The 13,646-nt window shown below is 68.8% G+C and carries 14 protein-coding genes; 8 read left to right on the top strand and 6 right to left on the bottom strand.

Annotated elements, in window-relative coordinates; all coding sequences use genetic code 11:
- Nucleotides 1-5 precede the first annotated feature (5 nt).
- Nucleotides 6-1,343, bottom strand: coding sequence for a PucR family transcriptional regulator (locus tag KME78_RS02880; RefSeq protein WP_219527117.1), 1,338 nt, complete (start codon nt 1,341-1,343; stop codon nt 6-8).
- Nucleotides 1,344-1,525: 182 nt separating this feature from the next.
- On the opposite strand from KME78_RS02880, the gene KME78_RS02875 reads away from it, so the two are divergent.
- The 5 genes from KME78_RS02875 to KME78_RS02855 are packed head-to-tail and all read left to right on the top strand — an operon-like array spanning nt 1,526 to nt 6,202.
- On the top strand, nt 1,526-2,287 hold the full coding sequence (locus tag KME78_RS02875) for an ABC transporter ATP-binding protein (protein ID WP_219527116.1): 762 nt from the start codon (nt 1,526-1,528) through the stop codon (nt 2,285-2,287).
- Nucleotides 2,280-2,996: an ABC transporter ATP-binding protein gene (locus tag KME78_RS02870; RefSeq protein WP_219527115.1), complete on the top strand. Its 717-nt coding sequence runs from the start codon at nt 2,280-2,282 to the stop codon at nt 2,994-2,996. The genes KME78_RS02875 and KME78_RS02870 overlap by 8 nt, the downstream gene beginning before the upstream one ends.
- A 2-nt stretch (nt 2,997-2,998) precedes the next feature.
- Complete coding sequence (locus KME78_RS02865) at nt 2,999-3,880, top strand: branched-chain amino acid ABC transporter permease (protein ID WP_219527114.1); 882 nt, start codon at nt 2,999-3,001, stop codon at nt 3,878-3,880.
- Nucleotides 3,877-4,932 (top strand): branched-chain amino acid ABC transporter permease, encoded by a 1,056-nt coding sequence (locus KME78_RS02860; protein ID WP_219527113.1) that lies wholly within the window; start codon nt 3,877-3,879, stop codon nt 4,930-4,932. Before KME78_RS02865 ends, KME78_RS02860 begins: the two co-directional genes overlap by 4 nt.
- Nucleotides 4,933-4,936: 4 nt before the next feature.
- Entirely contained in the window at nt 4,937-6,202 is a 1,266-nt protein-coding gene (locus tag KME78_RS02855; protein ID WP_219527112.1) for an ABC transporter substrate-binding protein, read from the top strand.
- 951 nt (nt 6,203-7,153) lie between these two features.
- On the opposite strand, the gene KME78_RS02850 is transcribed toward KME78_RS02855, so the two are convergent.
- The 4 genes from KME78_RS02850 to KME78_RS02835 all read right to left on the bottom strand — a co-directional run bounded on the left by KME78_RS02850 (nt 7,154) and on the right by KME78_RS02835 (nt 10,613).
- Entirely contained in the window at nt 7,154-8,326 is a 1,173-nt protein-coding gene (locus KME78_RS02850) for a CU044_5270 family protein (protein WP_219527111.1), read from the bottom strand.
- On the bottom strand, nt 8,319-8,870 hold the full coding sequence (locus KME78_RS02845; protein WP_219527110.1) for an RNA polymerase sigma factor: 552 nt from the start codon (nt 8,868-8,870) through the stop codon (nt 8,319-8,321). The genes KME78_RS02850 and KME78_RS02845 overlap by 8 nt, the downstream gene beginning before the upstream one ends.
- A gap of 413 nt (nt 8,871-9,283) precedes the next feature.
- On the bottom strand, nt 9,284-9,793 hold the full coding sequence (locus KME78_RS02840) for a WbqC family protein (protein WP_219527109.1): 510 nt from the start codon (nt 9,791-9,793) through the stop codon (nt 9,284-9,286).
- Nucleotides 9,735-10,613, bottom strand: a complete 879-nt coding sequence (locus KME78_RS02835; protein WP_308126782.1) for a YdcF family protein — start codon at nt 10,611-10,613, stop codon at nt 9,735-9,737. Before KME78_RS02835 ends, KME78_RS02840 begins: the two co-directional genes overlap by 59 nt.
- Nucleotides 10,614-10,961: 348 nt before the next feature.
- Between KME78_RS02835 and KME78_RS02830 the strand changes: the two genes are divergently transcribed.
- The 3 genes from KME78_RS02830 to KME78_RS02820 are packed head-to-tail and all read left to right on the top strand — an operon-like array spanning nt 10,962 to nt 12,195.
- Complete coding sequence (locus tag KME78_RS02830; protein WP_219527108.1) at nt 10,962-11,507, top strand: TetR/AcrR family transcriptional regulator; 546 nt, start codon at nt 10,962-10,964, stop codon at nt 11,505-11,507.
- Nucleotides 11,507-11,869 carry a DMT family transporter gene (locus tag KME78_RS02825; protein ID WP_219527107.1) on the top strand — a complete coding sequence of 121 codons (363 nt, stop codon included), beginning with the start codon at nt 11,507-11,509 and terminating at the stop codon, nt 11,867-11,869. Before KME78_RS02830 ends, KME78_RS02825 begins: the two co-directional genes overlap by 1 nt.
- Complete coding sequence (locus tag KME78_RS02820) at nt 11,869-12,195, top strand: DMT family transporter (RefSeq protein ID WP_219527106.1); 327 nt, start codon at nt 11,869-11,871, stop codon at nt 12,193-12,195. Before KME78_RS02825 ends, KME78_RS02820 begins: the two co-directional genes overlap by 1 nt.
- 82 nt (nt 12,196-12,277) lie before the next feature.
- Here the strand turns inward: KME78_RS02820 and KME78_RS02815 are convergent, their stop codons facing one another.
- Nucleotides 12,278-13,633 carry an NsdA family TPR-like regulatory protein gene (locus KME78_RS02815; protein ID WP_219527105.1) on the bottom strand — a complete coding sequence of 452 codons (1,356 nt, stop codon included), beginning with the start codon at nt 13,631-13,633 and terminating at the stop codon, nt 12,278-12,280.
- Between the last annotated feature and the right edge of the window lie 13 nt (nt 13,634-13,646).

Raw genomic sequence — 13,646 nt, 5'->3', positions numbered from 1 at the left:
AGTCTTTACCGCTCGGGATTGGTGGTGGGCGGCAGTGCGTCGTGCAGGGCGATCGCCACGAGCAGATCGAGCAGGTCGCTGATCCGGCGCAGGCTGCGCCCGGTGCGCTCCTGGATGCGGCGCAGACGGTATTGGGCGGTGTTGGGGTGGATCTGCAGCCGTTCGGCGGAGGCACGCAGGTTCAGGTCGGCGGCGGCGAAGGCGCGGATCGTGGCGGTGAGCACGCCGCCGCGCGCCCGGTCCTCCGCCAGGAGCGCGGTGATGCGCGGATCCACCAGGTGGCGGGCGGTGTCGTCGGCTCTCATCGCCAGGTACTGGAACGGCGAGAGCCGCGGCAGCGCGGCCACCCCGCCGTCCTCCGGCAGGAACTCCAGCACGCTACGGGCCTCGTCGTAGGCCCGCGGGATGCCGGCCGTCCCGGCGGCGACCGTGCTGATGCCCATGGCCAGCACGATCCCCTCGTGCAGGAGGTTCTCGCGGACGGCCCGCAGCCGGTCGCACAGCTCCCCGGGATCGCCACCGGGGCCGAGCGCGGGGATGGCGACGATCTCCGACTGCCGCACGACCGACAGCGTCCGCGTGCCGTTCGCCCCGGCCCTGGAGATGGCCGCGCAGGTCACGTGCCGCGCGTCGACGCCGCGGTCGGGGCCCGTGGTGACCGGGTTCCCGCCGGTCACGGCGCCGAGCGCGCGCGGCCCGAGCAGGACCGCGACCACCACGAGCAGCGGCGCGCGGGTGTCGTGCCCCAGCCCGTACGCCTGGGCCGCGGCGAGCTGCCGGCTACGCGTGGGGGCGCCGCCGGCCAGCAGGGTCTCCAGCAGGTCCCGGCTCTCGCGTGCGGCGTCCGCAGCGGCGTAGTGCTGGAACTCCATGTACGCGTTGGCCGCGTGCGTACTGGCGAAGTCGCAGAAGCGCATGATCGGGGCCGCCAGCGAGAGCGCGGCCTCGTGGCCGGCGGCCGAGTGGCCGGCCCGCTCCAGCACCGACCCCCAGAAGACCTGCTGGCCGACGCGGAAGGCGTTGATGTAGTCGGTCAGGGCGAGCCCGGCCCTGGCCCGCCGCATGGCGGCCCGGCGCGCGAAGGCGATGTCGTCGAGCGTGACCGTGCGGTCTTCGAGCATCACGGCCAGCGTGCTGCGGTAGTGGCGGACCACTTGGTCGCGTACGTCGGCGAGGAAGCTCTCGTCCTGGGCCGCGTAGGCGGGGATCTCGGCCCGCATCGTCTGAACGGCTGTGTCGGCCAGTTCGGGTAGGTGATCGAGAAGCTCGGAGAGGATACGCGTGCGCTGGACGCGGACCGCCTCCGAACCGGTGAGCGTTTCCGTGCTGAAACCACCGGACATGTCGGGATGATCCATGCACTTCGCCGGGCGGTCAACGGGTCGTAACCGGTCCGAGACACACCCTGTGCCCGGCGGACAACAGCCAGGACACATCTTGGGTGACCGTGCCCAATGTGGTTTCGGAGAGGTGGCTCCTACGCTTTCAGCACATTGCTCTCCGCTCGCCGTCAGCAGGAGGCCGGATGCTGGAGGTCAGCGAGCTCACGGTCCGCTTCGGAGGCATCACGGCGCTCGACGGGGTGGGCTTCTCCGTACGGCGCGGCGAGATGGTGGGGCTCATCGGGCCGAACGGCGCGGGCAAGACCACGCTGTTCAACTGCCTGACCCGCCGCCACGACGCCGACGCGGGCCGGGTCGCGTACGAGGGGCGGGACCTGCTCGCCGTACCACCGCACGCGATCGCGGCTCTGGGCATCGCGCGGACCTTCCAGAACCTCGGACTGTTCCCGCGCCTGTCGGTCCGCGACAACACGCTGGTCGGCGCGCACCACCGCGGCCGGGCCGGCTTCGTCACCGCGGGCCTGCGCCTGCCCGGCGTGCGCCGTGAGGAGGCCAGGCTGCGGGCCGAGGCCGACGCGGTGCTCGACCGGCTGACGCTGACCGAGGTCGCCGACCACCCGGCCGCCGGACTGCCGTTCGGCACACTCAAGCGGGTGGAGCTGGCCAGGGCGCTGGTCGGCCGCCCGGAACTGCTGCTGCTCGACGAGCCCGTGAACGGGCTCAGCTCGGCGGAGGTGGCGGACTTCGCCGGCGTCCTGCGCTCGATCCGCGACGAGTACGACCTGACGATGGTCGTGGTCGAGCACCACATGGGCTTCGTCATGGGGATCTGCGACCGGATCGTCTGCCTGGACTTCGGCCGCAAGATCGCCGAGGGCGCCCCGGCCGAGGTCCAGCGCGATCCCGGGGTCATCGAGGCGTACCTGGGGACGGCGCATGAGTGATTTGTCGGTCACTGAGCTGGTCGCCGGATATGGGGACGCCAGGGTGCTGCACGGACTGAGCTTCACCGTCGCCCCGGGAGAGATCTGCGCGATACTCGGGCCGAACGGCGCCGGCAAGACGACCCTGCTCCGGGCCCTGTCCGGCATGGTGCGCGGGCGCGGCAGCGTCCGGCTCGGCGGGACCGAGCTGACCGGCCGCTCACCGGACACGATCGCCCGGCGCGGCGTCGCCCACGTGCCCGAGGGCCGCGGCACGTTCATGCCACTCACCGTCGAGGAGAACCTCCGCCTGGGCGCGTACGTACGGCGGCGCAGGACCGGCGTGGACGCCGACCTCGACCGCATCTACACCTATTTCCCGGCGCTGAAGTCCAGGCTGCGGCAGACGGCGGGCAGCCTCAGCGGCGGCGAGCAGCAGATGCTGGCCATCGGCCGGGCGCTCATGCTGCGGCCCCGGCTGCTCCTGCTGGACGAGCCGTCCCTGGGCCTGGCCCCGCTGATCACCCGGGAGCTGTTCCGCATCGTGCGGGCGATAAACGAACAGGAGCGGACCACCGTGGTCGTCGTCGAGCAGAACGCCCATCTCGCCCTCGGCATCGCCCAGCAGGCGCATGTCCTGGAGACCGGCCGGATCGTGCTGTCGGGCACGGCCGAGCGGATCAGGGCGGACGAGCAGGTCGCCCAGTCCTACCTCGGGTACCGGGTCTAGCCATGGCCGGCTTCCTGCAGCAGGTCGTCGAGGGGCTCGGCGCGGGCGCCATCTACGCCAGCCTGGCTCTGGCCCTGGTGCTGATCTACCAGTTCACCGGCATCGTCAACTTCGCCCAGGGCGAGCTGGCGATGTTCTCCACCTACCTCGCCTGGCAGTTCACCGCCGCCGGCCTGCCGTTCTGGCTGGCGCTGGTCATCACGCTGGTGGTGTCGTTCGCGGGCGGCATGCTCATCGAACGGGTGATCATCCGGCCGGTCGAAGGCGCTCCCGAGCTGACCGTGGTGATCGTCACCGTGGGGCTGTTCATCTTCGTGAACGCCGCCGCCGGGTGGATCTGGTCGTTCCTCATCAAAGACTTCCCCAACCCGTTCCCCGAGGGCGCGCTCACGGCCGGAGGCGTCAGCGTGGGGTACTCGACGCTGGGCATCGTCGGCGTCGTCGGTGTGGTCATGGGGCTGCTGTACCTGCTCTTCCAGCACACCAAGATCGGGCTGGGTATGCGGGCGGTGGCGTCCAGCCCGCAGTCCGCCCGGCTCGTCGGCATCCGGGTGGGCTGGACGCTCGCGCTCGGCTGGGGGCTGGCCGCCACGGTGGGCGCGGTGTCCGGCGTCCTGGTGGCGCCGCTGCTCTTCCTGGATCCCAACCTGATGGGCGGGGTGCTCATCTACGCGTTCGCGGCGGCGACGCTCGGCGGGTTCGACAGCCCGGTGGGCGCGGTCGTGGGCGGCCTGATCGTCGGCGTGGCCGAGACGCTCGCCGGGGCGTACGTCGGTTTCATCGGATCGGATCTGAAGATCGGAGTGCCGCTGGTCATCATCCTCGTCGTCCTGCTGCTGCGGCCCCGGGGGCTGTTCGGCCGAGCGGTGGTGGAGCGGGTATGAGCGAGTCGGCGGAGGCGACCGGTTCGGCGGTCGCGAAAGAGTCCGGTTCACCGGTCGCGAAGGAGTCCGGCGGACGGCTCGCCCGGCGGTGGCGGGTCCCGGCGAACTGGCGTGGGCTCATCATCGCGGTGCTGCTCGTGCTGGCCTGCTACGCGCCCTTCCAACTGGTGCCGTTCCGGGTCTTCCAGTTCACCATGGTGCTGATCTACGCGGTGGCGCTGCTCGGCCTGAACCTGCTCGTCGGGCACGCGGGCCAGATCTCGCTCGGGCACGGCGCCTTCTTCGCCGTCGGCGCCTACAGCGCGGCCATCATGCTGCACAGCTGGGACTCGCCCTACCCGGCCACGCTGCCGGTCGCCGCCGCGGTGGCGTTCACGCTGGGGCTGGGGTTCGGCGTGCCCGCCGTCCGGCTGCGCGGCCTCTACCTGGCCCTGGTGACGATGGCCATCGCGATCTTCCTCGGGCCGCTGCTCAAACGGTTCGAGTCGGTCACCGGCGGCTCCATGGGCCTGACACTCGCCAAGCCGGAGCCGCCCACGTGGACGGGGCTGGCCGAGGACCAGTGGCTGTACTTCCTCACCCTGGCCGTGGCCGTCGCGGCGTTCCTGGTGACCCGCGGCCTGCTGCGCTCGCGGGTCGGCCGGGCGCTGCACGCCATCCGGGACAACGAGGCGGCGGCCGAGGTCATGGGCGTGCGGCTGTCGTTCTACAAGACGCTCTCCTTCGCCTGGAGCGCGATGCTCGCGGGGATCGCGGGCTGCGTCTACACCTGGGTGATCGGGTACGTCTCGCCGGACTCGTTCGGCGTCACGCTCTCGATCACGCTGCTGGCGGGCCTCGTCGTGGGTGGCCTCGGCTCGTTCTGGGGGCCGCTGCTGGGCGGGTTGTTCGTGATGTTCGTGCCGAGCATCTCCCAGAGCGTCAACGACGCCGCGCCCGGCGTCGTCTTCGGCCTGCTCATCATCGCGGTCATGTACGTCGCCCCGACCGGCCTGGCCGGGCTGGCGGGCCGCGCCGCGTACTCGATCAAGAAGACCCTCCGGAAGGAGTAACGGCATGCGCGTATCTGTTGTCGGCTGTACGGCGATGCTTCTGGTCGCGGTGGCGGCCTGCGGGGGGCGGGGCGGGAACGAGACGGGCACGACGGCGTCGGGACCGTGCCAGGGCCAGCAGACGACCGGCATCACCGACAAGAGCCTCAAGCTCGGCGGCATCTACCCGCTTTCGGGCCCCGCCTCCGCCTACGGCGACATCCCCAAGGGCATCAAGGCGTACTTCGACTACGTCAACGCCGAGAAGAACGGCATCGGCGGGCGCAAGGTCGAGTTCGTGGTCCGCGACGACGGCTACCAACCGCCCAAGGCGGTCGAGGAGGCCCGCCGGCTCGTCGAGCAGGAGCAGGTGTTCGCGCTGTTCCAAACGCTGGGCACCCCCTCGACGACGGCGACCTGGGACTACACCAACCAGCACAAGGTGCCGCAGGTCTTCGTCGCGACCGGCGCCTCGAAGTGGGGCACCGACACGCAGCACCCGTGGACCATCGGCTGGCAGCCCAACTACATCTCCGAGGCCCGCATCTACGCCCAGTACCTCAAGAAGGACAAGCCCAATGCCAAGGTCGCGGTGCTCTACCAGAACGACGACTTCGGCAAGGACCTGCTCGGCGGGTTCAAGCGGGCCATCGAGGGCAGCGGGATCACGGTCGTCGGCGAACAGAGCTACGAGGTCACCGACCCGAGCGTGGACCCCCAGATGCACAACCTGGCCGGCTCCAAGGCGGACGTGTTCCTCAACGTGACGACACCCAAGTTCGCCTCCCAGGCACTGGCCGCCGACGCCAAGAACACGAGCTGGAACCCGCTGCACATCCTCAACAACGTCTCCGCCTCGATCACCGTGCTCAAACCCGTGGGGTTGGAGAACGTGCAGGGCGTGGTGTCCTCCTCCTACTACAAGGATCCCCGGGACCCGACGTGGAACGACGACGCCGAGATGAAGCTCTACAAGGCGAAGATGCAGCAGTACGCTCCGGGCACCGACCCGAACGTGCCGTTCTTCGCTTACGGCTGGGGGGTGGCCGACGCCTTCGCCAAGACGATGTCGGCGGCGAAGTGCCCGACGCGCGAAGGGCTGCGCGATGCTATGCGCAGTCTGAGCAACGTACAGGTCGGCATGCTGCTGCCCGGGGTGACGATGAACACCGCCGCCGGTGACGGCTTCCCGATCGAGTCGATGCAGCTCATGAAGTTCAAGGGTGAGCGGTGGGAGCTGTTCGGGGACGTCATCGACACCCGCAAGGAGTTCGGTCCGTTGACCGGCTGAACGCATGGGCCTTCGCTTTGGGGGCGCTTCGCGCAATGGGCTTCGGGCTGCGTCTAGTGGGGGGCTCAGCGCCCCCCACACCCCCACAAAAGCATCGTCCTCGCTAATCGCTCGGGCGCCTCCCAAACGCAAGCGGCCCCTTAACCGGAGCGAGCCCACCCAGCCTCAGCAGGCAATCGCTCAGTATCAAGAAAGCCGCGCCAAAGCTGACCACAACGGCGTCCAAGTTCGGCACCCAGTAGTGGTTGCGCCCACGGAAGGGGTGAACCAGCCCCCACCTCCAGTGCGCTCCCGACATACACCCGACCCGTAGCCCCCATAGACGGATCCGACGCCGAGTTGCCAGCAGAGCGGGACGAGATCGTACGTATCACCGAGAGCGTCTATGAGAGCGCCCCTGCGGGGAGCGCGAGCCCTTGGAAGAGTGGGCAGAGACTGCTCTTCCCGAAGCATGCGGTGATCCACCGGGCGCGACTTCACGCCTTCACCGCCGAAAGGAGGACCGAGCCGAGGTATCTGCCACAGCCTGCGCGGCAAGCGTTCGGCAAGGCGAGAGTTGAGGGCTGAAGGGCAGGAACTGAGGTCGATGGCGGCGCTTCAACGAGCCACCCAGCATGTTCACCGCTCACAGCGAAAGGCGTCCACGGTTGCGTCCACGGGAGTGGTGTACGAGTTTGGCCTGGCCATAAGCGTGGCGTCGTGAAATGACGACGGCCATCGCGTGATCCTTCGAGTAGCAGGATCAAGATCGAAGGAGATCAGGCGATGGCCGCATGTCACCCGTAGTGACGGGGTTTGGGCTGATACATCGGAACCGGGTCGTGCGCTAAACCTCTTGTCCGCGCGTGTCTCCGGAGAAGCGCTTGCGCGCGGACAAGCCGGACGCGATCCCGCCGCCCGCAGGCGCTGACAGAAAGGAAGGTGGTGAACGTGCGTGCCCGAGGCGGCCCGTCACGGGAGCGGACGGTCGCTGAACCGGCAGCCGCGCGGCCGCTCGGGGCGTTCGCTGGTCCAGCCCGCCTCAGGCGCCCATGCCTGATAGTCCATGAACGTCCCCTTGGCGAGCCCCTCCGTGCTCTCGACCGCGATCGCGACGTCTACCGCCAAGACGGTGCCGGTCCGCGGGTCGAGGATGGTGGTATACCGCTGCGCCGCCACGTCATCGGTACCGAAGTCGGCGGTGAAGCCCTCGCTCTTTGTGAAGGTGACCTCGATTCCCGCACGTCCCAGAGGGTCGGTGATCGAGCCGCGCACCTTGGTCGTCGGCAGGCCGGCGAGGAGACGCAGGGCGGCTGCCCTGACCGAGGGCTTGACCGGGAGCTCCAGAAGGTGGGAGGAGTCGGCGAGGAATTCTTCGAAGCTGACCTTGGGCTGGCTGTCCTTTCGGGTCTTCCAGTAGGTTCGTAGTTTCTCCCGGAGTTGTTCGGCGTCGGCGGGCAGCGCCGCGAGGTCGGCCAGCGTGAGTTCGCCCAGCCGTCTGTCACCGAGCACGCCGCCCGGCTCGGCCGCGCGCGCGTACACGCATTGAGAGGGCTTGGACCGCAGCTGGACCTTCGCGCAGCCGCCCGGCATGCCGCCCGGCGTGCACACGCGCTGGACCGTGCCCGGAGAACCCGCCGCCCGCCATGCACGCTTGTCGGCCTCGGTGGCGGGACGGACGAATTGCTGCCACTGCTCCCCCTGAACGGGGTCGCCGGGGTCGCGCGGTTGCCAGAGGTCGATTCGTGACGAGGACAGGACGTTGAACGTTTCGCCGCCCGCCCGGACCCTCATCAGCTCATTGTTGAGTAGCGGCCTGCGCCAGTAGGCGCCGCGCTCGTCCGGCAGTTTCGCGATCTGGTCCGCCAGCCGGAGCAGGGCATCGTTGCCGGCTGCGGGCGCGAGCACCGGTGCGGGAACAGCGGTCACGTTCGACACCAGCGTGACGACGGCCATGACGACGGCGATCGTTGTTGCGGCCGCTCCGAGGGTCCATCCCCAGGCGAGGCCACGCCGATTCGCTCTGCCGAGCCGTACCGGCTCGTGCTGGGCGGCGGACAGCAGAGCGCGGGCCTTCTCGACCACCTCCGCCGGGGGTGGCGAAGCGTCAGGCAGCGACCTTGCCAGGAGGCTCAGCTCATCCATGGGTCTCCTCCAAAGGGTTGACATCGCCGAGTGCCTTGCGGAGCTGCTTGCGGGCGCGGTTGAGCCGGGAGGCGACCGTCCCCGCCGGGATCTGAAGGGCGGCGGCGACCTCGGCGTGGCTGAGGTCGCCCAGCACGCTCAGCAGCACGACGTCGCGGTCTCCGCGGTTGAGTCCGGCTAGCGCCCCCGCCAGCTTGCCGGTCAGCTGGTCCGCGGCCACGCGGGCCAGGACTGCGTCCTCGGGACTGTGCTCGGCGCGCTCAGCCGTCCGGCTGAGCGCCTTCCATCTGCGGATCTCGGTACGGCGGTGCCGTGAGATGAGGTGGGTGGCGATGCCGTACAGCCACGGACGCACCCCGCCGCGCGAGGCTTCGTAGCCGCCCCGATAGGCCGCCAGGAACACCTCGGCGGCCAGGTCGTCGGCGACGTCGTCGGACAACCGCCTGGCGATGTAGCGGTGGATTTCGGAGAAGTGCGCGTTGAAGATCTGCTCGAAGTCCACCCGTAGATCGGGTGGGTCGGCCAGGTCAGGTGGAACGGCCATGCAGGCGTCTCCGCTGGGTCAAGTGAACGATGGTCGCCCCTTCTTGCCCGAAGTGCCTTGCTGCTTTCACGGACGGTCGCTGAGCCTCTCGCCTATGTCTGCCTGAGACTATCCAGATCCGTTCAGTCACCGCCTGATCGCCCGCAACGCTCTTGTCATCGGAATCAACTGACCACCCGTCGCTGGCTATGCGTCACCCTGGGTGACAGGGCTCTACTCGTCTCGATTCCATACTTTCAAGACGCAACCCGGGCGCACAGGTGGCAGCGACATCCCCGCAGGTCGGCCAGTCTCGAAAGTGGTTCTCGTAACCCTTGTCATGGCGTGAGCTTTCGATACCACGAGGTTCGTGGACTACGGCTATGCCCGGGTCGTCGGCCAGCCGCTGCGAGCGTTCGCCCTGTGCGAGCAGATCACTGCTGCGCAGGACTCGCCCCGGCCACCTGACCCTCCTCCAGCAGCAGGCGAGTAGACAGTTCCGTCACGTCCGCCAGCCGGTCCGTGCTCTCGAACGCGGCGAGCACGGTTTCGAGCCGCCGCTTGAACGGCGGCCAGTAGGCGCTGTTCCGGTAGTGGTCAGCGAGGAGTTGGGCGACGCGGCGCTGGCAGCGGGTGGGATCAGCCGGGCGTGCTCCGCGGATGGTGGTGGAGCGGCCGTATGGCAGATGGGTGGAAAGGGAGAGCCACTGCGGCAGCCGCGAGCCGTCGAGCGGGGCGAGGCGCGCGCGGTGCTGGTAGTCCCTGCGGGCGAACTGCACGTCGTCCAGGACGATCCAATAGTCGGCGGTGAACAGCTTGGTCAGGGTCGCGAGCCGAGGGAAGAGGTTGGGCTGGTGGATGGCGCACACCTCACCGTACGGCGGGTCAGGGCGTAAGAAGCCTGCTGTCGAATCCGGCGCGGAGAAGCGCCTGGTAGGCGTCATGGACCTCTCCTGGGACGGGTTGCTCGATGGCGTAGCCGAGCTTGGGGTACTCGATCACGCGCTGGAGGTCGCCGACGAGCATGTCGATGACCAGTTTCGGATCGCCGATCGAGCTGACATAGTCGTCCAGCTCCAGCGGCTCGGAGGCGCACACCACCTCGACCTCGGGCCACACCTTCCGCGCCGTGGCATACGCCCGGCGCTCCATGTACGGCTTCGAGATCAGAAGCACCGAACCAGGCTGGATACCCGCATCGGCCAGCACCTGGCGGGACAGGCCGATGTTCTGGCCGGTGTTGGTCGCGTTCGGCTCCAGCAGGATCGCCTTGTCGGGCACGCCGAGTTCCAGCGCGTGCTCGCGGTAGTGGACGGCCTCGCCGCGGGGGAAGCGGGCCGCGGTGGTGGGGCTGGTGGCACCGGAGAAGACGAGCAGCGGGAACCACCCGGCGCGGTACAGCTGGACCGCCGCACGCGCGACTCCCAGATCGTGGCTGCCCAGACCGATGGCGACATCACAGCGGCGCAGGTCGTGGTGCATCTGGTGGTAGTCCCAGATCGTGCGGGCGTACCCCCACTGCTCTTCGGTGAGGACCTGCTGCTTGACGCTCACGTGGCTGCTCCCTGATCGCCGTGGCAGAGGGAGACGGATCTCCCCCTGGATGGTCGGCTGGATGCCCTCGATGCTGCGCAGTTGGTGTGCGAGCCCTTGCTGCGCGGCTTCGCGTGCGGCACGGTCGAGGATCATCAGCCCATCATCCATGGTGGCCCGGTCGGAAAGCTGGATGTGCCCGTCAGCCGTCTCCAGCCGGACCCGCTGCATGGGGGCATCGGTGACGGCGGTGGCGCGGGCGAGGTCACCGCCAGGCGCTGACCGACCTGGTGGCGTCCTCCGGCCTGGGGGCAAGGGCACTGCCGGTGCCGCTGCTCGATTCGCTCACGTACTCGGTGAAGACGGCGAGCGAGGCGTTGGCCGCGGCCGTGTGACTATCCGGTGGCCGGGGACACTGGTCTCCCCGACCAGCGCGCGGACCGCAATACGCGAAGGAGGAGCGGCCATGCCCTCTGACCAGCTGTACCGCTAGTTTTCACAAGATCAGGAGTTGAGGGCCAAGTGCTCGCGGTTCCGCGTCGCTTGCCTACTTTACCAACCGGAAGGTAAAGTAAGGCCATGGCAAGAGACGGAAAGCAACGCATCATCGACGGCGCGCTAGAGCTGCTCCGGGCGCAAGGGGGTGGCTCGATCACCCTGGATGGGGCCGCCAAGCAGGTCGGGCTGACCAAGCCGGGGTTGATGTATCACTTCCCGACCAAGGAGACGCTGATGCTGGCGGTGGTCGACCACGTCGCCGCCCGCTGGGAACAGATGCTGCTCGACCGCCTTGACAAGCCGCTGGCGACCGCGTCGGCCACCGAGCGGATCCGTGCCTACGCGCAGGTCTCACTGACCGAACGCCACGACCAAGCTGAGTTCGCGATCTACTTCGATGCGATGTACCGCGACGCGCTCACCGACGCCTGGGTGCGGCGGCTGCAACCTTGGCTGACCCTGCCCGACGACCTTTCACCGGCCACCCGTGCCCGGCTCACCGTGGTTCGGCTGGCGGCCGACGGCTATTGGATCGCCGCCGCCACCGGCGTGTTCGCCCCGGCCGAGCCAGACCGGGTGCTGTTGGCAACCTTCATCGACAATCTCCTGGAAGACGAGACCGACTGATGAACAAGTGGCTGCTGCTCACCGCGGCGATTCTCCTGGAAGTCACCGCGACCTTGTCGCTGCGCGCGGCCGTGGACCATCCCGGCTGGTACGCGCTCGTCGCGGCTGGTTATATCAGCGCTTTCGCCGCCCTGACCTACGTGCTACGGCTCGGTGTCGGTGTCGGCGTCGCCTACGGCATCTGGGCCGCCGTCGGCGTCGCCCTGACCGCCATCCTCGCCACCATCATCTTCGGTGACCCGTTGACCGGGGTCATGGCTCTCGGCATCGGCCTGGTCATCGGCGGCGTGCTCTGCGTCGAAATCGGATCCCAGGCCGCCCACGCCAAGCAGACCGCTCACACACAAGAAGGGCACGCCTGATGGTCTGGCTCGCTCTCGCCAGCGCCATCCTGTCTGAGACGGGCGGAACCCTGGCGCTGCGCATGGCATCGCAACCCGGCGGCTCCAAAAAGTGGTTCATCGGTGTCGGCGCCGGCTACCTCGCCGCGTTCACCATGCTCACCATCACCCTCAACGGTGGGATCGCCCTCGGCGTCGCCTACGGCATCTGGGCCGCTGCCGGCGTTGCCCTGACCGCCATCTGCTCCCGCATCCTGTTCGGCGAACCGCTCACCAAGGTCATGATGCTGGGCATCGCCATGATCATCGGCGGAGTGATGGCCATCGAACTCGGCGCTCAGCACTGACAGGGATCTGCCCCAGCCCAACGCGCACCACCAGCGGCGGTCAAGGCTAGATCGACCGGGATGCTTGAAGGGGCTGCAGCATTCAGACTCCGCCTACCCGCCAAGCGACTCGAAACAAGTGATCGTCAAGGTCAGCTACGAAGTCTTCGCGTCGCCATCGGCCCAGATCGCGGCGAGCACGGCGTAGGCGGATCGCGACAACTCGACCGCCCGTTTCGGAGGCGGCATCGATGCATTCATGCAGCAACGCGGCGGCCGACCGCGGATCGTCAAGTCGGATGCGGGCAAGTGCCTGATCGGTCGACACGATCGCGCGCTGCACCCGCTCGCGCGGTGCGACAAGCGACTCGGCCGCGCGAGCGAAGTAGTCGTGCGCCTCGGATGGGTCGCCGATATACAGCGACGCCACGCCCTCGAATCCGCGCAGGTGGGCAGGCGAGAACGCGCCCGGCGACGGGTCTCCATGACGGTCGCTGTCAATGTCGTACCACGCGAGTGCGAGCGCTGTCTGCGCGTGTTTCTTCTTGCCGGCTCGGGCTGCGATCTCTGCCTGGAGGGCGTGCGCCCGAGCTCGGACCGTCACGCTCCCGCCGGCTTGGGCATCACGCACTGCCGCGTCGACCAGCGCCTTCGCGACGTCAAGGCCAGGCGTCGAGTACAGCGTGACCAGCGCGTGGCTCAAGTGGACGACCGCGCGGCGCCACGGTGCGCCCAGAGCACTTGCCGCGTCGGTCGCCGCGGCATACAACGCCCTCGAAGCCTCGTCGTCTCGGGTCTCGAAGGCGAACCGACCGGCGAGTGTGTACGCCTGCGCGGCGACCGACCGCAGGTCGAGCACGAATGCGTCGGGAACGGGCGCGTCGAGCAACCGGCGGCACGACTCGATGATCGGGGCGAGCAAGAGCTGCAGCCGCACGAACGGGATGCTGCCAACTTGACTGTTCACGTCGGAGAGGGCGCCGTGCAGCGCCGCGACCAGTTCCTCGTCGAGGCGGGACGGGTCGGCGAGGGCGGCCGAGAGCGCGCCCTGCATCGGCGGGCCGAGCAGCGCGAGCAGACCCCCGCCGGTGTCGGTAGCTGTGCGTACGAGCAGCGTGCGCAGTTCGCCGAGACGCCGCTCGCTGTCTCCCAGGAACCTGAGAGCCTCGAGCAACTCGGCGAAGTCGCTGCCGGCACCGAGAGACACCTGCCCGTCAGTGCCGCGCGCGTAAAGGTGCGCGAGTAGCAGGTGATACCGCTCGCTGGGCAGGATCGGCGCCTTGCTGCTCTCCCACCGGGCGACGGACCGCTGCACACTCGCGACGCTGCAGTCGAGGGGCTGCCTGAGCCGGGCAGCCGTGTCGATGATGGCCCGGGCGGTGTCGGCCAGGGACCAACCGCGGGCGAGCCGTAGCCGCTTTAGTGTGGCACCACCGACGAGTTTGTCGTGCGTGCTCATGCCCCTCATGATG

Origin of the sequence: Nonomuraea guangzhouensis (genome assembly GCF_019396345.1) — a bacterium.
Taxonomy (GTDB): domain Bacteria; phylum Actinomycetota; class Actinomycetes; order Streptosporangiales; family Streptosporangiaceae; genus Nonomuraea; species Nonomuraea guangzhouensis.
Note: the sequence above shows the minus strand (reverse complement) of the source record. Positions and strands in the feature narration are given on the sequence as shown.